Raw genomic sequence first — 23,047 nt, forward strand, 5'->3', positions numbered from 1 at the left:
CTCGTGTCGAACTGTCAGGGGAGGCCGCGTGTCGACGGGTACCGGCCCCGAATCCGGCCAGAGCGGGAGTGTCACCGCACCGGCCGAGGAGTTCGACGAGTCGACCAGGGGCGACCTCCCCGTGCTGACCGGGCTGGAGGCGCCGACCTCGTACGCGGCCGCGGTGCCCGCACTGGACACCCGCACCCCGCCGGACGCCGCCGTGCACGAGCGGGAGATCCGGCCGCGGCGCCGGCTCCGCTGGTGGCAGACCCTGCCGATCGCCCTGCTCGGCACCCTCGGCTCGCTGATGTTCGCCTTCCCGCTCGCCTTCGGCTCGGCCGGGGCGCGGGCCACCATGGTCGGGATGCTCGGGCTGCTGTTCACCGCCGCCTCGGTCGGCTGGGGCGCGATGGCCGCCCGGCACGCCGGCTACAAGTGGCCGGGACTGCCGCGCCGGGGCTCCGGGCAGCGGGCCGGCTGGAAGGCCATCGTGGTCTACACCCTGATCGCGCTGGCCGCCTGCGCGCTCGCGGTGTGGCGGGTCGCCTACCTGCGCTGAGCCGGGCCCCGGCCCGCCCCGCCGGCGCCCTCAGTACCATCGGTGGGGTGAGCGCATCCTCTCCTCAGCGGCCGGCCGGTCTCCCCTTCTTCAAGGGCCACGGCACCCAGAACGACTTCGTGATCGTGCCGGACCCGGACGGCCTGCTGGAGATCGGCCCGGAGGCCGTCGCCGCGCTGTGCGACCGCCGGGCGGGCATCGGCGGCGACGGGCTGCTGCGCGTGGTGCGCGCGGCCGCCGACCCGGCCGCCGCGGACCAGGCCGACCGGGCCGAGTGGTTCATGGACTACCGCAACTCCGACGGCAGCATCGCCGAGATGTGCGGCAACGGCCTGCGGGTGTTCGCCCGCTTCCTGGTCGAGGCGGGCCTGGCGAAGCCCGGCGAGCTGGCGATCGCCACCCGCTCCGGGGTGCTCACCGCGACGGTCGCCGAGGACGCCGCGGACGGCACGCCCGGCGAGGTCACCGTCGACATGGGCCGGGCGAAGCTGCCCGGGCCGGACGGCATCGAGGTCGCGGTCGGCGAGCGGCGCTGGCCCGCCCTGAACGTCAACATGGGCAACCCCCACGCGGTGGCCTTCGTGGAGAGCCTGGACCACGCCGGGGACCTCTTCGCCGCCCCGCTCACCAGCCCCGCGGGCGCCTACCCGGAGGGCGTCAACGTCGAGTTCGTGGTGGACCGCGGCCCGCGGCACGTGGCGATGCGGGTGCACGAGCGCGGCTCGGGCGAGACCCGCTCCTGCGGCACCGGCGCCTGCGCCGTCGCGGTGGCGGCCATCCGCCGGGACGGCGCGGACCCGGCGGTCACCGGCGAGGCGGTCGCCTACACGGTGGACGTGCTGGGCGGCCGACTGGTCATCACGGAGCACCCGGACGGCCGGGTGGAGATGACCGGTCCGGCGGTGATCGTGGCGGAGGGGCGGCTCGACCCGCGCTGGTGGGAGTCGATCGGCCGACGGTGACGGCCCGGTTTGCCCAATTCGTACGGTGACGAATCCCCCCGATCGGGTGATAGCGGTCGCAGACGGGAATCACGGCGTCGCGGAACGTGCTCTGCTCGGTAGCATGGACCACCGGGTCGATCGCCCCTGGGAGGGGTAGCAGGATCAGCCCCCCGCAAGGGGTCGCGCCCGGCGACGTTGCCGGAGGTGCCGATGACCATCGAAGCCGGGCAGTCCCTCACGGGGCAGCCGACGACCGCACGGCAGGCCGGGGCCAGGCGGCCCCTGGGGGAGCTCGGCCGGGCCGCGCTCGGCCGGGCCGGGCGGGCCGCCCTGCTGGCCACCGGCCGGCCGCCCGTGCCGGACGCCCTGGAACCGCTGGTCCAGGTGCACCGGCGGCACCACCCGCAGGCGGACCTCGCCCTGCTGGCCCGGGCGTACCGGCTGGCCGAGGCCAGCCACCGCGGCCAGAAGCGCAAGAGCGGCGAGCCGTACATCACCCATCCGCTGGCCGTCACCATGATCCTGGCCCAACTCGGCGCCGGGACGACCACCTTGGTCGCCTCGCTGCTCCACGACACCGTCGAGGACACCGAGTTGACGCTGGAGCAGGTGGGCGCCGGGTTCGGGCCCGAAGTCGCCTACCTGGTCGACGGGGTGACCAAACTGGAGAAGGTCGACTTCGGTGCCGCCGCCGAGGCCGAGACCTTCCGCAAGATGCTGGTCGCCACCGGGGACGACGTCCGGGTGATGGTGATCAAGCTCGCCGACCGGCTGCACAACATGCGCACCATCCGGCACATGAAGCCGGCCAGCCAGGTGCGGATCGCCAAGGTCACCCGGGACGTGCTGATCCCGCTGGCCGAGCGGCTCGGCATCCAGGTCCTCAAGGCGGAGCTGGAGGACATCGTCTTCGCCACCCTGCACCCCGAGGAGTACGCCCGCACCCGGGGCCTGATGGCCGGTCACGAGGCCGAGCCGGACACCGTGCTGGAGCCCTTCGCCCGCCGGCTGGCCCGCCAGCTCGCCGAGACCGGGGTCGCCGCCGAGGTGACGGTACGGCCCCGGCACTGCGTCTCGCTGCACCGGGTGCTGATCAAGCGGGCCGCCGCGCCCGGGCGGGACGGCCGGCCGCAGGAGCCGCAGCCGGCCGACTTCGGGCGGCTGCTGGTGGTGGTCGAGGAGAACGCCGACTGCTACGCGGTGCTCGGCGAGCTGCACACCTGCTGGACGCCGCTGCCCGGGGAGTTCAAGGACTTCGTCGCCGCCCCCAAGTTCAACCTCTACCAGTCGCTGCACACCGCCGTCGCGCTGGAGGGCGGCGCGGTGGTCGAGGTGCTGGTGCGGACCAGGCGGATGCACGAGGTGGCCGAGACCGGGGTGGTCGCGCTCGGCGACCCGTCCCCGGCCGGGCCGGCCCAGGACACCGACGAGCTGGACCGCACCGACCCGGCCCGGCCCGGCTGGCTCAGCCGGCTGCTGGAGTGGCAGCAGGAGACCCCCGACCCGGACGCCTTCTGGTCCGCGCTCACCGCCGACCTGGCCGGGGACCGCGAGATCACCGTGGTGACGGAGAGCGGTGAAACGCTTCAGCTGAGGGCCGGGGCCAGCTGTGTGGACGCCGCCTACCTGCTCGGCGAGGAGACCGGCCACCGATGTATCGGCGCCCGGGTCAACGGCCGGCTCACCGCGCTGTCCACCCCGCTGCAGGACGGGGACGTCCTGGCGGTGCTCACCGAGAGCCTCCCGCCCGGCGGCGGGGCCCAGCCGTCCGGGCCGTCCCCGGAGTGGCTGGCGCACGCCCGTACCCCCGCCGCCCGGCTGGCCATCGAGCGCTGGCTGGCCGACCACCCGGTCGGGCTGCCGGTGGTGCGCACCGGCCCGGCCGGCGGCCAGCCCGCCCCGCCCGCGCACCGGGCGGGCGAGCGCCGCTCCGCCCCCGTCGTGGTGGCCGGCCGGCCCGGGGCGCAGGTGCGGCTGGCCCGCTGCTGCACGCCCGTCCCCCCGGACACGGTGGCCGGCTACCCGATCCGCGGCGGCGCGGTGGCCGTGCACCGCACCGCCTGCCCCGCCGGGCAGCGGCTGCGCGCCGACGGCCGGGCCGAACTGGAGGTCCGCTGGCAGCCCGAGGACGCCCCGGCGGCCGGGCACCGGGTGACCCTGCGGGCCGAGGCGCTGAACCGGCCCCGACTGCTCGCCGACCTCACCGCGGCGATCTCCGCCGAGGGCGTCGGCATCGTCTCCGCCGAGGTCGAACCGCCGCAGGAACTGCGGGTCCGGCACACCTACACCGTCGAGCTGCCCGAGCCGGGCGCGCTGCCCGCCCTGATGCGGGCGATGCTCAAGGTTTCCGGGGTGTACGACGTCAGCCGCCCGCACGCCCCCGAGGGGACGCAGACCCGGCACTCCGGCGGAAATGGGGGTGACCGGCCCGCACCGGGCGTGCGACCATCGTGGGGAATTCACGGCCGGTCCACGGCGTTCTCAGGGCAGAGGAGCCCCGGTGGGATCCACGGGACCACGCCGAAGCCATCCAGCGACCAAAGGACAGAATGACCTCCACGTTCGAAGCCCGCGACCACGCCGACGCCCCGCGCCGCCTCGACGGTCTGCGAGCGGAAGCCCTCATGGACGAGGACCTCGCGGCCATCGACGAGGACCTCGGCCACAGTTACGACGGCGACCAGTACGACCGCAGTGAGCGCGCCGCCCTGCGCCGGGTCGCCGGCCTCTCCACCGAACTCGAAGACGTCACCGAGGTCGAGTACCGCCAGCTCCGCCTGGAGCGCGTGGTGCTCGTCGGCGTCTGGACGGACGGCACCCTGGAGGAGGCGGAGAACTCGATGGCCGAGCTCGCCGCGCTCGCCGAGACCGCCGGTTCCGAGGTGCTGGACGGCGTCATCCAGCGCCGCGACAAGCCCGACGCGGCCACCTACATCGGCTCCGGCAAGGCGAAGGAGCTGCGCGACATCGTCGCCTCCACCGGCGCCGACACCGTGGTCTGCGACGGTGAGCTCACCCCCGGCCAGCTGATCCACCTGGAGGACGTGGTCAAGGTCAAGGTCGTCGACCGGACGGCCCTGATCCTGGACATCTTCGCCCAGCACGCCAAGTCCCGGGAGGGCAAGGCGCAGGTCTCGCTGGCGCAGATGCAGTACATGCTGCCGCGGCTGCGCGGCTGGGGTCAGTCGCTGTCGCGGCAGATGGGTGGCGGTGGCTCCGGCTCCTCGGGCGGCGGCATGGCCACCCGTGGTCCCGGTGAGACCAAGATCGAGACCGACCGGCGCCGGATCCGCGAGAAGATGGCGAAGCTCCGCAAGGAGATCGCCGACATGAAGAAGGGCCGCGACACCAAGCGCCAGGAGCGCAAGCGCCACCAGGTGCCGTCCGTGGCCATCGCGGGCTACACCAACGCCGGCAAGTCCTCCCTGCTCAACCGGCTCACCGGCGCGGGCGTGCTGGTGGAGAACGCGCTGTTCGCCACCCTGGACCCGACCGTGCGCCGGGCCGAGACCCCGAGCGGGCGGCTCTACACCCTGGCGGACACCGTCGGCTTCGTCCGGCACCTGCCGCACCACCTGGTCGAGGCCTTCCGCTCGACCATGGAGGAGGTCGCCGACGCGGACCTCATCCTGCACGTGGTCGACGGCTCGCACCCCGAGCCGGAGACGCAGCTGGCCGCCGTCCGCGAGGTCATCGTCTCGGTCGACGCGCAGAACGTGCCGGAGATCGTGGTGATCAACAAGGCCGACGCCGCCGACCCGCACGTGCTGCAGCGCCTGCTGCGCCGCGAGCCGCACGCCATCGTGGTGTCGGCCCGCACCGGGGCCGGCATGGAGGAGCTGCTCAAGCTCATCGACGACGAGCTGCCGCGACCGGCCGTCGAGGTGCGGGCCCTGGTGCCCTACACCCAGGGCGCGCTGGTCTCCCGGGTGCACAAGGAGGGCGAGCTGATCGCCACCGAGCACACCGGCGACGGCACGCTGCTGCACGCCAAGGTGCCGGCCGAGCTGGCCGCCGAGCTGGAGCACTTCGCGGTGGCCCTGCAGGGCTGATCCGCTCGTCGAGGTGGCCCCCGGACGTTCCGCGTCCGGGGGCTACTTCACGTTCTTGGCGAAGTAGTCGAAGGCCTGCTTGGCCTGGTCCTGGAGGGACGGACCGGCCCGGTAGCCCGCCGGGTCGCGGCTGCCGAGCGAGCTGACGCTGACCAGGTTGGGCCTGCCGTCCTTGGTGATGAACCAGCCGCCGCCGCCCGCGCCTCCGGTCATGGTGCAGCCGATCGCGTACATCGGCGGGCGGGACCGGTCGAAGGACAGCCGGCCCGGCGGGGCGGGGGAGTCGCAGCGCTCCAGCTCCGTGCCGTCGAAGGGCCGCTCCACCGGGTAGCCGAACGCCACCACCGAGGTGATCTGCTCGCGCGGGGCGTTGAACCAGACCGGGACGGAACCGCCGACCGCCTCCTCCAGGGACGGGCCGGAGGCGGACTCGCCGCGCACCCGGACGATCCCGTAGTCGTACTGGTCGTGGGCGCCGACCCCGCTCTCCTGGAGCCAGGTCGGCGACACCATGGCGCGTACCGCCGTCCACCGGCCGTACGGGGCGGCCTGCTGCTCGCCGTCCGGCTTGCCGCGGGCCGGCTGGCCGTCCCGGTTGCCCGCCTGGCCGTCCCGGTTGTAGGCGGGGACGAAGACCAGGTTCTTCACCCAGCCGCCGCCCCGGCCGTCGTGCAGGCAGTGCGCGGCGGTGTACACCAGGTTGCTGCGGCCCGGGTTGAGCGGGTCGGTGACCACCGTGCCGGAGCAGGCCGCGTCGCCCTGCGGCGTGGTCATCAGCAGCCTGCCCACCACGGCGGAGTCCGGGCCGTACGGGTGCGACTGCGGCCGGGCCTGGACGGGGGCCGGCGGGGCGTCCCGGTCGACCCCGGGGGGTGCGGCGGCGGTCGGGGCGTACTCGGGGGTGGGCCGGGCCTTGGCGGCCTCCGTCCGGGCCGTCGTCCAGTAGCCCGGGGGCACCTGGTTGGCGAAGCCGCTCTCGGCGACGTAGCGGGCCCAGTCCGCCGGCTTCCAGCCGCTCAGGTCGCCCAGGCTGGTCGGCGCGGCCTTGGGCAGCGCCGCGGGCGGGGTGGCGGGGGCGGTGGGGCCGTCCGGCGCGCAGGCGGCCGCGGTGAGCGTCAGGGCGGCGAGCAGCGCGGCGCCGGCCGCGGCGGCCCGCCGCCCCGCGGTGCGGGGGGTGCGGCGAGTGGTGCGGGTGGTGCCGGTGGTGTCAGTGGTGCTGGTGCCGGTGCTGTCGGTGGTGCTGGTGGTGCTGATGGTGCGCAAGCTGAGGAGTCCCCCTGGTGGTGCCGGTCACTGCTTCCTGGAGATCCAGTCCAGGGCCTGCTTGGCGACCGTCTCCAGGTACGGGCCGCTCAGCGAGGTGTGCTCCTGGGTGCCGATCGAGGTGTTGCTGACCAGGGCCGTCCGCCCGTCCGGCATGGTGGCGAACCAGCCGCCGCCGCTGGCGCCCTGGGTCATGTTGCAGCCGATGGTCAGCATGGACGGGCGCTTGGGGTCGAAGGACAGCCGGACGGGCTTGCCGCCGTCGCACTTGTACAGCTCCTGGCCGTCGAAGGGCTTGACCAGCGGGTAGCCGGTGGCCGAGACCCTGAGCTGGTCGCGGGGCGCGTCGAACCACACCGGGACGGCCGAACCGACCGTCTCCTCCAGGGACTTGCCGGTGTCGCTCTGGTTGTGCACGCGCATCACCGCGAAGTCGTACTGGTTGGCGGCGTCACCGGTCTGCCCGCCCTCGACCATCCACTGCGGGGAGGTGACGATCTGGTCGGCCCACCAGGTGCCCAGCGGGGCGAGTTCGGACAGCGGGGCCTTCTTGCCGCCGCTGGAGGCGCCCGAGTTGTTGTAGGCGGGGACGAAGACCAGGTTCTTGTAGAAGTCGCCGCCCTTGCCCTCGTGCACGCAGTGGGCCGCCGTCCAGACCAGGTTGCTCCGGCCCGGGTGCTGGGGGTCGGCGATCACCGTCGCCGAGCAGTTGCCCCGGCCGCCCTGGGCGGAGAAGAACACCTTCCCGGAGGGCTGCTTGAGGTACGGGCGGGGCACCTGGACGGCCTTGACCACCGGCGGCTCCGGGTCGGTCACGCCGTCGGCGGCGGCCGGCTTGGCGGTCGGCGGCGCCGGGTCGGCGGGCTTGGCGTCGCCCATCTTGTCCGGGTTCCAGAAGTCCTTCACCACCGGGTTGTTGAAGACGTGCTTGGACGCCCACTTGTCCCAGTCGTCGTACTTCCACTTCTTCAGGTCGTCCCAGGTCTTCGGCAGGCCCTCCAGCAGGCTGGTCGGCAGGCCGGACGGCAGGGTGATCCCGCCGATGACGCCGCCGGGGGCGGCGGAGCCGCTCGCGTCCGTGCTGGGCGGCGGTGCGGCGACGGTCCGGTCGGTGCCCGCCGGGCCGTCCGGCCCGCAGGCGCTGACGGCCAGCAGTGTTCCGGCGACCAGGGCGGCGGCCAGGGCTGACCGGTGGATCGGTGGCATCGGTGCGCTTCCCCCTGTGCTCGCTGTGCACGCTGTACTCGGTCGGACTGTGGCGGGTCGGTCCTCGGTGCGGCGGCCCGCCGCCCTGGAGTCTTCCATCGCCGTACAGGACGACGGCGGCCGCCCCCGGGTTCCGGGAGCGGCCGGAGGTCATCGATCCGTGACGCGGAACCGGTCCCCTCGTTGGCACAGCAGGGCCGCCCCGCCCGGTGACGCACTATCCCCGATCTTCACCCGGACGAGTGAGCAGTCCTTGTGATCACCCGTCAGGGATAGGTAACCCTTACCTGACGCGACGGTGCGAGCGCCCGCCGATCCCCTCCACCACCCGCGCGCGTCCGCACCCCCACGCGCACCAAGGAGCAGCCTTGAGCACCGCCCTCACCGGAGCCCCGCCCGTCGTACCGCCGCCGACCGCGCAGCGGGCCGCCTCCGGCCCCGACCCGCTGCTGCACCCCGACCCCGCCGTCGCCGCCGAACAGGCGGCCCTGGAAGCCCTGTTGCGCTGCTGGGCCCGGGAGACCGGGGCCCGCCCCGGCGCGGACGGCCGACTGCGGATCGACGTCCTCGGCGGGGCCGCCCGGCTCACCGCCGCCGTCCGGCACTGGTCGCCCGGCGGCTGGCACCGCTTCGGCCCGGCCACCCTCTCCGCCGGGGACGGCACCGCGGCGGCCCCGGTGGACGCCGTCACCGCCGCCGCCCTGCTCGCCGCCGCGGCCGCCGAACGGCCCGACCCCGGACAGGTCGCCGACCTAGCCGCCCGGGTCGCCGACTCGGTGGTGCGCACCGCCGAGATCCTCGCCCACCGCCGTACCGCCGCCGAACCCGGCGGGCCGGAGCGCTCCGCCTTCCTCGCCGCCGAACAGGCCCTGCTGCTCGGCCACCCCCTGCACCCCACCCCGAAGAGCCGCGACGGCCTCGGCCCGGCCCAGAGCGCCGCCTACTCGCCCGAACTCCACGGCTCCTTCCAGGTCCACTGGTACGCCGTCGACCGCGGCCTGCTCGCGGCCGGCTCCGCCGTCGCCGAGAGCGCCGACCGGATCACCGCCGCCCTGCTCGGCGGCCACGCGACCCTGCCGCCCGGCACCGCCGCCCTGCCGCTGCACCCCTGGCAGGCCCGCGAACTCGCCCACCGCCCGACCGTCGCCGCGCTGCTCGCCGACGGGCTGCTGCACGACCTCGGCCCGGCCGGCGAGCCCTGGTACCCCACCTCCTCGGTGCGCACCGTCTACCGGCCCGGCACCCCGTGGATGCTCAAGCTCTCGCTCGGCCTGCGGATCACCAACTCCCGCCGGGAGAACCTGCGCAAGGAGCTCCACCGCGGCCTGGAGGTGCACCGGCTGCTGGAGAGCGGCCTCGCCGCCGAGTGGCGGGCCGCCCACCCCGGCTTCGACATCGTCCGCGACCCCGCCTGGATCGGCGTCGACCACCCCGACCTCGGCGACCCCGGCGGGCTGGACACCGTGCTGCGCGCCCAGCCCTTCGGACCGGCCGAACGCGCCCTCTGCGTCGCCGGGTTCGTCGCCGAACAGCCGCGCGGCACCGGCACGACCGTGCCGTCCGCCCTCGGCGACACCCTGCGCGCGCTCGCCGCCCGTACCGGCCGCCCGCTGCGCACCGTGGCTGCCGAATGGTTCCTGCGCTACCTGGACGCCGTCGTGCTGCCCGTCCTCTGGCTGGACGGCCGCGGCGGCATCGCCCTGGAGGCCCACCAGCAGAACAGCATCGTGCTGCTGGACGCCGAGGGCTGGCCCAGCGGCGGCCGCTACCGCGACAACCAGGGCTACTACTACCGGGAGAGCGCCGCCGAGCGGCTCACCGCCCGGCTGCCCGGACTCGGCGAACAGAGCGACACCTTCCTCCCCGACGACGTCATCGACCACCACTTCGCCTACTACCTCGGCATCAACCACGTGCTCGGGCTGATCGGCGCCCTCGGCTCCCAGGGCCTCGCCGAGGAGACGGTGCTGCTGGCCGGGCTGCGCCGCTTCCTGGCCGGCCCGCGGGCCGCCGCCACCGGCTCCGCCCTGCCCGCCCTGCTGCTGGACGCGCCCACCCTGCCCTGCAAGGCCAACCTGCTCACCCGGATCAACGGCCTCGACGAACTGGTCGGCCCGGTCGCCACCCAGTCCGTGTACGTGGACATCCCCAACCCGGTGGCGGGCGCCTGATGCCCGACGAGCTGCCCGGGTGGGGCGAAGTCCCCACCCCGGCCGGCCGGTTCCGGCTCGGCCCGGTCCGGCTGCCGGAACACCTGGAGCTGCTCACCGGATGGATGAACGACCCCGAGGTCGACGCCTTCTGGGAGCTCGCCGGGCCGCCCGCCGTCACCGAGCGGCACGTCCGGGCCCAACTGGACGGCGACGGACGCAGCATGCCCTGCCTCGGACTGCTCGACGGCACCCCGATGAGCTACTGGGAGGTCTACCGCGCCGACCTCGACCCGCTCGCCGGGCACTACCCCGCCCGCCCGCACGACACCGGCGTGCACCTGCTGCTCGGCCCGGCCGCCAGCCGCGGCCGCGGCCTCGGGGCCCAGCTGCTGGCCGCCGTCGCCGAACTCGTCCTGCGCCACCGGCCCGACTGCCAACGGGTGGTGGCCGAACCGGACGTCCGCAACCGGCGCTCGGTCCGGGCCTTCGAACGGGCCGGATTCCGGGCCGCCGCCGAACTCGACCTGCCCGACAAGCGCGCAGCGCTGATGGTGCGCGACCGCGAAGCGCCACTCCCTGCCTAGGACACCCCTGTGGACACCTCGACACCCCACGATCCCCCCTACGACCTGCTCGGCGTCGGCATCGGCCCGTTCAACCTCTCGCTCGCCGCCCTCGCCGAGCCGGTGCCCGGGCTGCGCACGCTCTTCTGCGACCAGCGCCCCGAATTCCGCTGGCACCACGGCATGCTGGTGGACGGCGCCCGGATGCAGGTGCCCTTCCTGGCCGACCTGGTCTCGCTCGTCGACCCGACCAACCCGTGGTCCTTCCTCAACTACCTGCGCGCCCAGGACCGGCTGTTCCCGTTCTACTTCGCCGAACGCTTCCAGCTGCCCCGCCGCGAGTACGACCACTACTGCCGCTGGGCCGCCGACCGGCTGCCCAACTGCCGCTTCGGCACCGAGGTCACCGCCCTGCACCGGGACGGCCCGCTGTTCCGGGTCGAGCTGACCGACACCGCGACCGGCCGGCGCAGCACCGTACGGGCCCGCAACCTCGCGCTCGGCGTCGGCACCCGGCCGGTGCTCCCCGAGGCCTTCGCCGCCCTGGCCGACCACCCGCGAGCCTTCCACTCCGCCGAGTACCTGGACCGCCGGGCCGGGCTCGCGGGCGCCCGGGACATCACCGTGGTCGGCAGCGGACAGTCCGGCGCCGAGGTCTTCCTCGACCTGCTCCGCCGCCACCAGGACGACGGCGTCCGGCTGCGCTGGCTCACCCGCACCCGGGCACTCGCCCCCATGGAGTACTCCAAGCTCGGCCTGGAACACTTCACCCCCGACTACACCCGCTACTTCCACGGCCTGCCCGGCCCCGTCCGGGACGCCCTGGTCAGCGCCCAGTGGCAGCTGCACAAGGCCGCCAGCGCGGAGACCCTCGCCGAGATCCACGACCACCTCTACGAGCGCACCATCGGCCGGCCGATCGACACCGCCCCGGTCGAGATCACCCCCGGCACCGCCGTCACCGCGGCCCGGCCCGGGCCCTGCGGTGGACTCGAACTGGACTGCCGGCACACCGACTCCGGTGCCGAGCACGTGCTGCGCACCGACGCCGTGGTGCTCGCCACCGGCTACCGCGCCGCCCGCCCGGCCGCGCTCGAACCGCTCGCCCACCTGATCGACTGGGACGAGACCGGGCGCTACCGGGTCGACCTCGACCACCGGGTCGCCACCCGGCCCGAGCTCACCGGCGGCCTCTACGTCCAGAACGCCGAACTCCACACCCACGGGGTCGGTGCCCCCGACCTCGGCCTCGGCGCCCACCGGGCCGCCGTCATCCTCAACGCCGTCACCGGCCGGACCGTCCACCGGCTGCCCGGCCGCACCGCCTGGACCGGCTTCGCGCCGCCCGGGCCGGCGGCCGCGGCCCGGCCGGTGCCCGCGCCCGGGCCCGCAAGCGCTTCGATCGAGCAGACCCCCGTCGTCCCCCACCCCCAGGAGCTGTCCCGTGCCGCAACCGTCGGCCGCTGAACCGCCGCTCTACCTGCCCCCGCACCTCACCGCCGGGCACTGGCAGCGGGCCGGCCGCGCCCTGCTGGCCAAGATGCTCGGCGAGTTCGCCTACGAGGACCTGCTCAAGCCCGTCCCGGGCACCCTCGACGGCGAGTACCTGCTCAAGCTCCCCGAGGCCGAGTACCGCTTCGCCGCCCGGCGCGGCGCCTACGACAGCTGGCAGGTCGACCCCGGGTCGATCCGCTGCTCCCGCCCGGACGGCCTGGACCCGCTGCGCTTCCTCCCGTACGCCCGGGACGCGCTCGGGATGCGCGGCGACACCACCGCCCACCTGGTCCGCGAGCTGTCCGCCACGCTCACCGCCGACGCCCGCCAGCTCGCCACCGCGCTCACCGCCGCCGAGCTCGCCGACCTCGACCACCCCGCCCTGGAGGGCCGACAGGGCGGCCACCCGTGGATCGTCCCCAACAAGGGCCGGATCGGCTTCTCCGGCACCGACGCCGCCCGCTGGGCCCCGGAGGCCCGCAACCCCCGGCCGCTGCCCTGGATCGCCGTCCACCGCCGGCTCGCCGAGTACCGCGGCGTGCCCGGCCTGGAACGCCCCGAGCAGCTGTACGCCCGCGAACTGGACGACGAGGCCGCGCTGCGCGCCCCGCTCGGCGCCGACGCCGACGACTACCTGCTGCTGCCCGTCCACCCCTGGCAGTGGGACGAGACGGTCCTGACGCTGTTCGCGCCCTGGATCGCCTCCGGCGAGATCGTCCCGCTGGCCTCGGACGGTGACCCACGGCTGCCCCAGCAGTCCATCCGCTCCTTCTTCAACACCGCCCACCCCGAGCGCTGCACCGTCAAGCTGCCGCTGTCCGTCCTCAACACCCTGGTCTGGCGCGGACTGCCGGTCGAACGCACCCTCGCAGCGCCCGCCGTCACCGCCTGGCTGCACGGGCTGCGCGACGCCGACCCGTACCTGCGGGACGAGTGCCGGGTGATCCTGCTCGGCGAGATCGCCTCCGTCACCGTCGACCACCCGCTCTACCGGGAGATGCCCGACTCGCCGTACCAGTACAAGGAACTGCTCGGCGCGATCTGGCGCGAACCGCTCGGCCCCTTCCTGGCCGAGGACGAGCGCGCCCGCACCCTCGCCGCCCTGCTGCAGACCGGCTCCGACGGGCGCGCCCTCGCCGTCGAACTGATCGCCCGCTCCGGCCTCACCCCGGCCGAGTGGACCGCCCGGCTGTTCGCCGCGCTGCTGCCGCCGCTGCTGCACTTCCTCTACCGCTACGGACTGGTCTTCTCCCCGCACGGCGAGAACGCCATCGTGGTCTTCGACGACCGCGGCACCCCGACCCGGCTCGCGGTGAAGGACTTCGTCGACGACGTCAACCTCAGCGACCAGGACCTCCCCGAGCTGCGCGCCCTGCCCCCCGAGGTCGCCGACGTGCTGCTGCGGGAGAACCCCCAGGGGCTGTGCCAGTTCATCCACTCCGGACTGTTCATCGGCGTCTTCCGCTACCTCGGCCCGCTGCTGGAGGCGCAGGCGGGCCTCGCCGAGACCGAGTTCTGGGCCCTGCTGCGCGCGGAGATCCACCGCTACCAGGCCCGCTTCCCCGAGCTGCGCGAGCGCTTCGACCTGTTCGACCTGTTCCGGCCCCGGATCGACCGGCTCTGCCTCAACCGCAACCGGCTGCTCATGGACGGCTACCAGGACCGCCCGCACCGCCCGCACGCCGTCCGGCACGGCACCGTGCCCAACGCCCTGGTCGGCGTGGAGGTGCGGCTGCCCGGCAGCCGCCCCGGACAACGGGACCGGATTGTCGCCCCCGCCCCGTAGGGTGGAAGGGTCATGACGAACGACTCCGAATCCCAGCCCGCGACGGACCTCGGCGACGAGGCCGAGGAAGCCGTCGCCGTTCCGCGCTCGCGGATCCCCGAGCTGTTGCACGCCGCGGTCGAGGCCGTCGGCGGTGTGGAGCGCCCCGGCCAGATGCGGATGGCCGAGGCCGTCGCCGACGCCGTCGACCACTCCGAGCACCTGCTCGTCCAGGCCGGCACCGGCACCGGCAAGTCCCTCGCCTACCTGGTGCCGGCCCTCGCCCACGGCGACCGGGTGGTGGTCGCCACCGCCACCCTGGCCCTGCAACGCCAGCTGGTGGAACGGGACTTGCCGCGTACGGTCGAGGCGCTGCACCCGGTGCTGCGCCGCCGCCCGCTGTACGCGATGCTCAAGGGCCGCTCCAACTACCTGTGCCTGCACCGGGCCAACGAGGGCACCCCGAGCGACGAGGGCGAGGGCCTGTTCGACCCGGTCGACGCGCTCGGCGGGCCCACCGGCAAGCTCGGCCAGGACGTGCTCCGGCTGCGCGACTGGGCCGACGAGACCGAGACCGGGGACCGGGACGACCTCAGCCCCGGCGTCTCGGACAAGGCCTGGGCGCAGCTCTCGGTCACCTCCAAGGAGTGCCTGGGCGCGACCCGCTGCGCGTACGGGCAGGAGTGCTTCGCGGAGAAGGCCCGGGAGCGGGCCAAGCTCGCGGACGTCGTGGTCACCAACCACGCGATGCTCGCGATCGACGCGATCGAGGGCGCGCCGGTGCTGCCCGAGCACGGGCTGCTGATCGTCGACGAGGCGCACGAGCTGGTCAACCGGGTCACCGGCGCGGCCACCGCCGAGCTGACCGTCGGCGCCGTCAACCGCGCGGTCAAGCGGGCCGCCCGGCTGGCCAACGAGAAGGCCGTGGACGCCCTGCAGGCCGCCGCCGAGAACTACCACGGCCTGATGGAGACCGCCCAGCCCGGCCGGGTCGAGGAGCTGCCCGAGTACCTGGCCTACGCGGTCACCGCGATCCGGGACGCCTCCCGGCAGGTGATCACCTCGCTCGGGGAGACCCGGGACAAGGGCCTCAGCGACGAGGACGCCGTCCGCAAGCAGGCGATGGCCTCGGCCGAGGCCCTGCACGAGACCGCCGACCGGCTGCTGGAGGACTCCGAGTACGACGTCGTCTGGATCGAGCGCAGCGACCGCTACGGGCTGGGCACCGCCTCGCTGCGGGTCGCGCCGCTGAGCGTGTCCGGGCTGCTGCGGGAGGGCCTGTACAAGGAGCGCTCGGTCGTCCTGACCTCGGCGACCCTCAAGCTCGGCGGGGACTTCAACGGTGTGGCCGGTTCGCTCGGCCTGCCCAAGGAGACCAGGCTGCCGGACCAGCGCACCCCCGGTGACAACCCGGAGGCCGGCTCCGGCTTCGGCGAGGACGCCGTCCCGCACTGGCGGGGCATCGACGTCGGCTCGCCGTTCAAGTACCCCAAGCAGGGCATCCTGTACGTGGCCAAGCACCTCGCGGACCCCGGGCGCGACCCCGAACGGCCCGACATGCTCGACGAGTTGGCCGAGCTGGTCGAAGCGGCCGGCGGGCGCACCCTGGGCCTGTTCTCCTCGATGCGCGGCGCCCAGGCCGCCGCCGAGGCGATGCGGGAGCGGCTCGACCACCGGATCCTGCTCCAGGGGGAGGACACCCTCGGCGAGCTGATCCGGGAGTTCGCCTCGGACGCCACCACCTGCCTGTTCGGCACCCTCTCGCTCTGGCAGGGCGTGGACGTGCCCGGCTCGGCCTGCCAGCTGGTCGTGATGGACCGGATCCCCTTCCCGCGGCCGGACGACCCGCTGATGAGCGCCCGCCAGCGGGACGTCGAACAGCACGGCGGGAACGGCTTCATGGCGGTCGCGGCGACCCACGCGGCGCTGCTGATGGCGCAGGGCGCGGGCCGGCTGGTGCGCGCGGCGGAGGACCGGGGCGTGGTCGCGGTGCTCGACCCGCGGGTGGAGACCAAGCGGTACGGGGGCTTCTTCCGGTCCTCGATGCCGGAGTTCTGGTACACCACGGACCGCAACCAGGTGCGGCGCTCGCTGGCGGCGATCGACGCCTCGGCGGCGCCGGTGCGGCCGGTGGTGAAGCGGGGCTGAGCGGGCTCGCTGTGTAGAAGGCACTTGCCCGTAGGAACGACGGAGGGGCTCCCCGCTGACGCGGTGGAGCCCCTTCCCGTCGTAGTGCCGGCCGCTCGCGGTGGCGGCCGGGTGCCGCCGTCAGAGGCGGCGCAGGACCGCGACCACCTTGCCCAGGATGGTGGCGTTGTCGCCGTTGATCGGCTCGTAGGCCGGGTTGTGCGGCATCAGCCAGATCCGGCCGTCCTCGCGCTTGAGCCGCTTGACGGTGGCCTCGCCGTCGATCATGGCGGCCACGATGTCGCCGTTCTCGGCGACCGGCTGGCGGCGCACCGTGACCCAGTCGCCGTCGCAGATGGCCGCCTCGATCATCGAGTCGCCGCGCACGGTGAGGGCGAACAGCTCGCCCTCGCCGACCAGCTGGCGGGGCAGCGGGAAGACGTCCTCGACGGTCTGCTCGGCCAGGATCGGACCACCGGCCGCGATCCGGCCGACCAGCGGCACGTAGGAGGTGGAGGGCCGCCCGGCCGTCTCGGCGGTGTTGGGGCGGGCCACCTCGACGCCGCGGACCTCGTAGGCGCGCGGGCGGTGCGGGTCGCGGCGCAGGAAGCCCTTGCGCTCCAGGGCCATCAGCTGGTGGGCGACCGAGGAGGTGCTGGACAGGCCGACGGCCTGGCCGATCTCGCGCATGGACGGCGGGTAGCCGCGGCGCTGGACGGAGTCGCGGATGACCTCGATCACCCGGCGCTGGCGCTCGGTGAGGCCGGCCTCGTCGGTGCGGATGCCGGGGGGGCGGCCGGGCATCGCGCGGGCCGGGGAGGGGTGGTTGTCGTCCATGGTGGGGGAGTGCTCGATCGGCTGGTCGGGAACGCGGCCCGTGGTGGACACGGCCGGGCCGGAGAGGCGGTGGTCTTCGCTACGGTCCATGCTGATGTCCACGCTCTGCTGATTCGTGGTGCGCTGCCCCACCTTGAACTGGGAGTGTTCCTGCACCGGGATGGTGTTGGTTTCGACGGTGTTCACGGCGGCCCCTCTCGACGGCTGTCCTCTCCCCTTTTCCAGCCCAACGCGCCGCCTATCGAAAGGTTGCGCCAAACACACGTTCGAGTGAATTATTCGGGAGTTGACTGACTCGATCAAGGCTTTGTTGTACATCGAGTAAACGTTCGACCGGATGTCGACTCCGGAAGTCTAATCGGCGCCGACACGCCAGGGGTGTCGCTTCCCCCCGAGACCTAGATGTAGTGGCTAGAGTCCTCTCCGTGCCCAGTACTAGTGGTCGCGCCGCATGATCAGCTTGCCGAGGCCGGGGGCGCATCGCATAGACTCAACCGGTCCGCACGTCCTGCCAGGGAGGGATCCCCAGGTGCACTGCCCCTTCTGCCGGCACTCCGACAGCCGCGTCGTCGACAGTCGGACCACCGAGGACGGCAGCTGCATTCGCCGTCGTCGGCAGTGCCCGGACTGCGGCCGCCGTTTCACCACCGTGGAGACGGCCGCGCTCATGGTCATCAAGCGCAGCGGCGTCACCGAGCCCTTCTCCCGGCAGAAGGTCATCACCGGAGTCCGCAAGGCCTGCCAGGGCCGCCCGGTCACCGAGGACGCCCTCGCCCAGCTCGGCCAGCGGGTCGAGGAGTGCGTGCGGGCCAGCGGCAGCGCCGAGCTGACCACCCACGACGTCGGGCTGGCCATACTCGGCCCGCTGCGGGACCTCGACGTGGTCGCCTACCTGCGCTTCGCCAGCGTGTACCAGGCGTACGACGGACTCGAGGACTTCGAGGCCGCCATCGCGGAGATCCGCGCCGAGCGGCCCGCCCCCGAGGCGGACGGCACCTGCGTGCCCGTTCCCGCCGCCGCGCCCTAGGAGGCGCGCCGGGCCCCCGCGGGCCCGCCCAGGAGTCACCACCGTGCGGCCCCAGTGGGCCGGCAGCGCCACACCGGCCCCGCGTGGGCCCCCGCGTGCCCGAAACCGGGGCACGGAACACAACGAACCGTGCGCAAGCGGACGGGGTCCCGTCTGCCCGCACACCGGAAGAACGAACCAGCGGTGCCCGGATTTTTCGGGGCACTTCGGGCGTTTGCCCAGGAGGAGGAGCGAGAAGTGACAGACACCACGAGCGGTTCCGCACGCGGGTCGAAGTCCGAGAAGGCCGCGGCCAAGGCCGCCAAGGCCCCGAAGGGCGGTCTCCGGATGGAGCGCATCCACACCACCCCTGGCGTGCACCCGTACGACGAGGTCCGCTGGGAGCGGCGCGACGTCGTCATGACCAACTGGCGCGACGGCTCCATCAACTTCGAGCAGCGCGGCGTCGAGTTCCCCGACTTCTGGTCGGTCAACGCCGTCAACATCGTCACGTCCAAGTACTTCCGCGGCGCCGTCGGCACCCCCCAGCGCGAGTGGAGCCTCAAGCAGATCATCGACCGCGTGGTGCTCACCTACCGCGCGGCCGGCGAGAAGCACGGCTACTTCGCCACCAAGGACGACGCCGAGATCTTCGAGCACGAGCTGACCCACGCCCTCCTCCACCAGGTGTTCAGCTTCAACTCGCCGGTCTGGTTCAACGTCGGCACCAAGCAGCCCCAGCAGGTCAGCGCCTGCTTCATCCTGTCCGTCGACGACTCCATGGAGTCGATCCTCGACTGGTACAAGGAAGAGGGCATGATCTTCAAGGGCGGCTCCGGCGCCGGCCTCAACCTCTCCCGGATCCGCTCCTCCAAGGAGCTGCTCTCCTCCGGCGGCAACGCCTCCGGCCCGGTCTCCTTCATGCGCGGCGCCGACGCCTCCGCCGGCACCATCAAGTCCGGCGGCGCCACCCGGCGCGCGGCCAAGATGGTCGTCCTGGACGTCGACCACCCGGACGTCGAGGCCTTCATCGAGACCAAGGTGAAGGAGGAGGAGAAGATCCGCGCCCTGCGCGACGCGGGCTTCGACATGGACCTCGGCGGCGACGACATCACGTCCGTCCAGTACCAGAACGCCAACAACTCGGTCCGCGTCAGCGACGAATTCATGACCGCCGTCGAGAACGGCACCGAATTCGGCCTGCGCGCCCGGATGACCGGCGAGGTCATCGAGACCGTCGACGCCAAGAAGCTGTTCCGCAAGATGGCCGAGGCCGCCTGGGCCTGCGCCGACCCCGGCATCCAGTACGACTCCACCATCAACCACTGGCACACCTGCCCCGAGTCCGGACGCATCAACGCCTCCAACCCGTGCTCGGAGTACATGCACCTGGACAACTCCAGCTGCAACCTCGCCTCGCTGAACCTGATGAAGTTCCTGCGCGACGACGACTCGTTCGACGCCGAGCGCTTCGCCAAGGTCGTCGAGCTGGTCATCACCGCGATGGACATCTCCATCTGCTTCGCCGACTTCCCCACCGAGAAGATCGGCGAGACCACCCGCGCCTTCCGCCAGCTCGGCATCGGCTACGCCAACCTCGGCGCCCTGCTGATGGCCACCGGCCACGCCTACGACAGCGAGGGCGGCCGCGCCCTGGCCGGCGCCATCACCTCGCTGATGACCGGCACCGCCTACCGCCGCGGCGCCGAACTCGCCGGCGTCGTCGGCCCGTACGACGGCTACGCCCGCAACGCCACCGCCCACCAGCGGGTCATGAAGCAGCACGCCGACGCCTCCCTGGACGCCGTCTCCTTCGACGACCTGGACGCCCCGGTCTGGCTCGCGGCCAACAAGTCCTGGCAGGACGTGCTGCGCATCGGCGCGCAGAACGGCTTCCGCAACGCCCAGGCCTCGGTCCTCGCCCCGACCGGCACCATCGGCCTGATGATGGACTGCGACACCACCGGCGTCGAGCCCGACCTCGCCCTGGTCAAGTTCAAGAAGCTCGTCGGCGGCGGCTCGATGCAGATCGTCAACGGCACCGTCCCGCGCGCCCTCAAGCGGCTCGGCTACCAGGACGAGCAGATCGAGGCGATCGTCGCCCACATCGCCGAGCACGGCAACGTGGTCGACGCGCCGGGCCTCAAGGCCGAGCACTACGAGGTGTTCGACTGCGCGATGGGCGAGCGCTCCATCTCCCCGATGGGCCACGTGCGGATGATGGCGGCGATCCAGCCCTGGATCTCCGGCGCCATCTCCAAGACCGTGAACATGCCCGCCGCGGCGACCGTCGAGGACGTCGAGGAGATCTACTTCGAGGCGTGGAAGATGGGCGTCAAGGCGCTCGCCATCTACCGCGAGAACTCGAAGGTCGGCCAGCCGCTCTCGGCCAAGAAGAAGGACTCCGAGGCCAAGGCCGAGGAGACCCCCGCCGCCGTGGTCGAGAAGGTCGTCGAGTACCGCCCCGTCCGCAAGCGCCTGCCCAAGGGCCGCCCGGGCATCACCACCTCCTTCACGGTCGGTGGCGCCGAGGGCTACATGACCGCCAACTCCTACCCGGACGACGGCCTCGGCGAGGTCTTCCTGAAGATGTCCAAGCAGGGCTCGACCCTCGCGGGCATGATGGACGCCTTCTCCATCGCCGTCTCGGTCGGCCTGCAGTACGGCGTGCCGCTGGAGACCTACGTCTCGAAGTTCACCAACATGCGCTTCGAGCCGGCCGGTCTGACCGACGACCCGGACGTGCGGATGGCCCAGTCGATCGTCGACTACATCTTCCGCCGCCTGGCGCTGGACTTCCTGCCGTTCGAGACCCGCTCGGCGCTGGGGATCCACTCCGTCGAGGAGCGCACCCGCCACCTGGAGACCGGCTCGTACGAGCCGCTGGAGGCCGAGGAGCTCGACACCGAGTCCCTCGCCCAGTCCGCCCCGGTCGCCGCGGCCAAGCCGGCCCCGGCCCCCGCCCCGGCCGTGGAGGCGCCCAAGGCGGCCCCGAAGCAGGCCCACAACTCCACGGAGCTGATGGAGATCCAGCTCGGCCTCAACGCCGACGCGCCGCTCTGCTTCTCCTGCGGCACCAAGATGCGCCGCGCCGGCAGCTGCTACCTCTGCGAGGGCTGCGGCTCCACCAGCGGCTGCAGCTGACCGCAGCGCTGACCCCGCGCGGGTGAGCCACCGCTGAGGCGGGGCGAGCCGTCGCTGAGGCGGGGCGAGGACTTTTACGTCCTCGCCCCGCCTCTTCTCGTTGTCCCGGGGCGCCGATGTCACGAACCGGGGGTGGTGGTCGGTCGTAGGGGGTGACAGTGCTGGGTGAGAGGAGCGGTGTGGTGACGGGGACGGTGCTGGTGACCGGGGCGACGGGGACGTTGGGCCGGGAGGTGGTGCGGCTGCTGGCGGCGCGCGGGGTGGCGGTGCGGGGGTTGAGCCGGCGGGCGCGGGAGACGGGTGACGGGGTCGAGTGGGTGGTCGGGGACCTGGTGGGCGGGGCGGGGATCGCGGCGGCCGTGGCCGGGGTGGAGACGGTGCTGGACTGCGCGACCACGCAGGGGCGGAAGGACGTGGCGGGGGTCGGGCGGCTGGTGACTGAGGCCCGGCGGGCCGGGGTGCGGCACCTGGTGTACGTGTCGATCGTGGGGATCGACCGGGTGCCGCTCGGGTACTACCGGGCGAAGCTCGACTGTGAGCGGCTGGTGCGGGAGTCCGGGCTGGGGTGGACGGTGCTGCGGGCGACGCAGTTCCACGACCTGCTGCTCAAGGCCTTCGACCTGAGCGCGCGGCTGCCGGTGTTCCCGGTGGCGAGCGGTGCCGAGGTGCAGCCGGTGGACGTCCGGGAGGTGGCGGAGCGGCTGGTGGACCTGGTGGGGCGGGAGCCGGCCGGGTTCGCGCCGGAGGTGGGCGGGCCGCGGGTGCGGTCGTACCGGGAGCTGGCGCAGGCCTACCTGCGGGCGGCGGGGCGGCGGCGGCCGGTGCTGCCGCTGCGGGTGCCGGGGGCGGCGGGTCGGGCCCTGCGGGCGGGTGGGCTGACGACGCCGGAGCGGGCGGTGGGGCGGGGGAGCTTCGAGGAGGCGTTGGAGCGGCGGTTCGGCTGAGCCGGGGGCCCGTCGGTCGACCTTGATGAAGTTGTCAACCAGGGTTGACATTCCTGAGAGTGTCAACCAGAGTTGACGTCATGAGCGAGAGCGGAGAGCTCGCGGCCGCCGCGAGCAGTCGTGACCCCGCCGTGGGGCTCCGGGCGGTCCGCGCCCTGCGTGATCTGGCGGACCGTCTGGAGGCCCTCCAGGTGGGCAACGCCCGGTCACAGGGCTGGTCCTGGCAGGACATCGCGGTCTGCCTCGGGGTGACCAGGCAGGCGGTGCACAAGAAGCACGCACGGCGGGGGCCCGGCAAGGGCGAGGACGGAGGCTGAGCGATGTTCGAACGGTTCACTCAGGGGGCCCGGCGGGCCGTGGTCATCGCCCAGGAGGAGGCGAGGCAGCTGCGGGACGACCGGGTCGGGACGGAGCACCTCCTGCTGGGGATCCTGGAGCAGTCGCAGGACCCGGCACTGGCCGTGCTGATCGGGGCCGGCCTGGACCAGGAGGCGGCGCGGCAGGCGGTACGACGCCTGCGGGGGAAGGGGGACCGGCAGGTCCTGGCCACGATCGGGGTCGACCTGGACGCGGTGCGGGAGGCGGTCGAGGCGGCCTTCGGGGAGGGGGCGCTGGACGCCCCGCCGGAGGAGGGGCGCAAGCGCTGGGGCCGGTTCCGCTCCGGCGGCGCCACGGCCGGGCACATCCGGTTCTCGGCCTCGGCGAAGAAGGCGCTGGAGCTCTCCCTGCGGGAGTCGCTGCGCCTGGGGTCGAAGGAGATCGGGGCGGGCCACCTGCTGCTCGGGGTGCTCCGCGAGGGGGAGGGGCTCGGGGTGCTGGTGGTCGCCGACCACGGGCTGGACACGGCGGAGGTGCGGCAGGCGGTGGAGGCGGAACTGGCCTGAGCGGCGGTGCCGGGAAGGGGTGGAAGGTGTCGCCGTGCGGTGTACTCGGCGTGAATGAAGGAGATTGACCGTCAACTAGCGGGTTGAGGGCAATGTCTGAATCGATATGATCGGCCGAAAGCGT

General features: G+C 73.5%; 16 protein-coding genes and 1 pseudogene. 14 read left to right on the plus strand and 3 right to left on the minus strand.

Translation table 11 applies throughout. The features are described from left to right. The first annotated feature begins 28 nt into the window (after positions 1-28). The 4 genes from AB0F71_RS23055 to hflX all read left to right on the plus strand — a co-directional run bounded on the left by AB0F71_RS23055 (position 29) and on the right by hflX (position 5,537). Positions 29-541, plus strand: coding sequence for a hypothetical protein (locus AB0F71_RS23055; RefSeq protein ID WP_360237487.1), 513 nt, complete (start codon positions 29-31; stop codon positions 539-541). Between the two features lie 47 nt (positions 542-588). Beyond that, positions 589-1,503, plus strand: a complete 915-nt coding sequence (gene dapF / locus AB0F71_RS23060; protein ID WP_360237489.1) for a diaminopimelate epimerase — start codon at positions 589-591, stop codon at positions 1,501-1,503. A gap of 192 nt (positions 1,504-1,695) precedes the next feature. Next, complete coding sequence (locus AB0F71_RS23065; RefSeq protein WP_360237491.1) at positions 1,696-4,038, plus strand: HD domain-containing protein; 2,343 nt, start codon at positions 1,696-1,698, stop codon at positions 4,036-4,038. Then, positions 4,035-5,537 carry a GTPase HflX gene (gene hflX / locus AB0F71_RS23070; protein WP_360237493.1) on the plus strand — a complete coding sequence of 501 codons (1,503 nt, stop codon included), beginning with the start codon at positions 4,035-4,037 and terminating at the stop codon, positions 5,535-5,537. Before AB0F71_RS23065 ends, hflX begins: the two co-directional genes overlap by 4 nt. 42 nt (positions 5,538-5,579) lie before the next feature. On the opposite strand, the gene AB0F71_RS23075 is transcribed toward hflX, so the two are convergent. Both AB0F71_RS23075 and AB0F71_RS23080 read right to left on the minus strand, forming a co-directional pair. After that, a complete protein-coding gene (locus AB0F71_RS23075) occupies positions 5,580-6,800 on the minus strand; it encodes a hypothetical protein (protein ID WP_360237495.1) in 1,221 nt (406 codons plus the stop codon). A gap of 27 nt (positions 6,801-6,827) precedes the next feature. Beyond that, positions 6,828-8,006, minus strand: coding sequence for a hypothetical protein (locus tag AB0F71_RS23080; RefSeq protein ID WP_360237497.1), 1,179 nt, complete (start codon positions 8,004-8,006; stop codon positions 6,828-6,830). Between the two features lie 368 nt (positions 8,007-8,374). Here AB0F71_RS23080 and AB0F71_RS23085 point away from each other — a divergent pair, with 368 nt between their 5' ends. The 5 genes from AB0F71_RS23085 to AB0F71_RS23105 are packed head-to-tail and all read left to right on the plus strand — an operon-like array spanning position 8,375 to position 16,129. Continuing rightward, positions 8,375-10,177, plus strand: a complete 1,803-nt coding sequence (locus AB0F71_RS23085; RefSeq protein WP_360237499.1) for an IucA/IucC family protein — start codon at positions 8,375-8,377, stop codon at positions 10,175-10,177. Beyond that, positions 10,069-10,743, plus strand: a complete 675-nt coding sequence (locus AB0F71_RS23090; protein ID WP_360237632.1) for a GNAT family N-acetyltransferase — start codon at positions 10,069-10,071, stop codon at positions 10,741-10,743. Before AB0F71_RS23085 ends, AB0F71_RS23090 begins: the two co-directional genes overlap by 109 nt. 9 nt (positions 10,744-10,752) lie before the next feature. Continuing rightward, complete coding sequence (locus tag AB0F71_RS23095) at positions 10,753-12,189, plus strand: SidA/IucD/PvdA family monooxygenase (RefSeq protein ID WP_360237501.1); 1,437 nt, start codon at positions 10,753-10,755, stop codon at positions 12,187-12,189. Continuing rightward, positions 12,167-14,002: an IucA/IucC family siderophore biosynthesis protein gene (locus tag AB0F71_RS23100; protein WP_360237503.1), complete on the plus strand. Its 1,836-nt coding sequence runs from the start codon at positions 12,167-12,169 to the stop codon at positions 14,000-14,002. Before AB0F71_RS23095 ends, AB0F71_RS23100 begins: the two co-directional genes overlap by 23 nt. Positions 14,003-14,014: 12 nt before the next feature. After that, entirely contained in the window at positions 14,015-16,129 is a 2,115-nt protein-coding gene (locus tag AB0F71_RS23105) for an ATP-dependent DNA helicase (RefSeq protein WP_360237505.1), read from the plus strand. Positions 16,130-16,249: 120 nt separating this feature from the next. Here the strand turns inward: AB0F71_RS23105 and lexA are convergent. Then, positions 16,250-16,918, minus strand: a pseudogene (gene lexA / locus AB0F71_RS23110) (transcriptional repressor LexA); the annotation flags it as partial. 556 nt (positions 16,919-17,474) lie between these two features. Here lexA and nrdR point away from each other — a divergent pair. The 5 genes from nrdR (at position 17,475) to AB0F71_RS23135 (ending at position 22,923) form a co-directional block, all read left to right on the plus strand. Next, a complete protein-coding gene (gene nrdR, locus AB0F71_RS23115) occupies positions 17,475-17,972 on the plus strand; it encodes a transcriptional regulator NrdR (protein ID WP_360237507.1) in 498 nt (165 codons plus the stop codon). Between the two features lie 237 nt (positions 17,973-18,209). Next, positions 18,210-21,095, plus strand: coding sequence for a vitamin B12-dependent ribonucleotide reductase (locus AB0F71_RS23120; RefSeq protein WP_360237509.1), 2,886 nt, complete (start codon positions 18,210-18,212; stop codon positions 21,093-21,095). 182 nt (positions 21,096-21,277) lie between these two features. Further along, a complete protein-coding gene (locus AB0F71_RS23125) occupies positions 21,278-22,039 on the plus strand; it encodes an NAD(P)H-binding protein (protein WP_360237511.1) in 762 nt (253 codons plus the stop codon). A gap of 80 nt (positions 22,040-22,119) precedes the next feature. Beyond that, positions 22,120-22,356 carry an RNA polymerase subunit sigma-70 gene (locus AB0F71_RS23130; protein ID WP_350513675.1) on the plus strand — a complete coding sequence of 79 codons (237 nt, stop codon included), beginning with the start codon at positions 22,120-22,122 and terminating at the stop codon, positions 22,354-22,356. A gap of 3 nt (positions 22,357-22,359) precedes the next feature. Beyond that, a complete protein-coding gene (locus tag AB0F71_RS23135; protein ID WP_360237513.1) occupies positions 22,360-22,923 on the plus strand; it encodes a Clp protease N-terminal domain-containing protein in 564 nt (187 codons plus the stop codon). Positions 22,924-23,047: the final 124 nt, after the last annotated feature.

It is taken from the genome of Kitasatospora sp. NPDC028055, assembly GCF_040637885.1.
In the GTDB taxonomy this organism is placed as follows: Bacteria; Actinomycetota; Actinomycetes; order Streptomycetales; family Streptomycetaceae; genus Kitasatospora.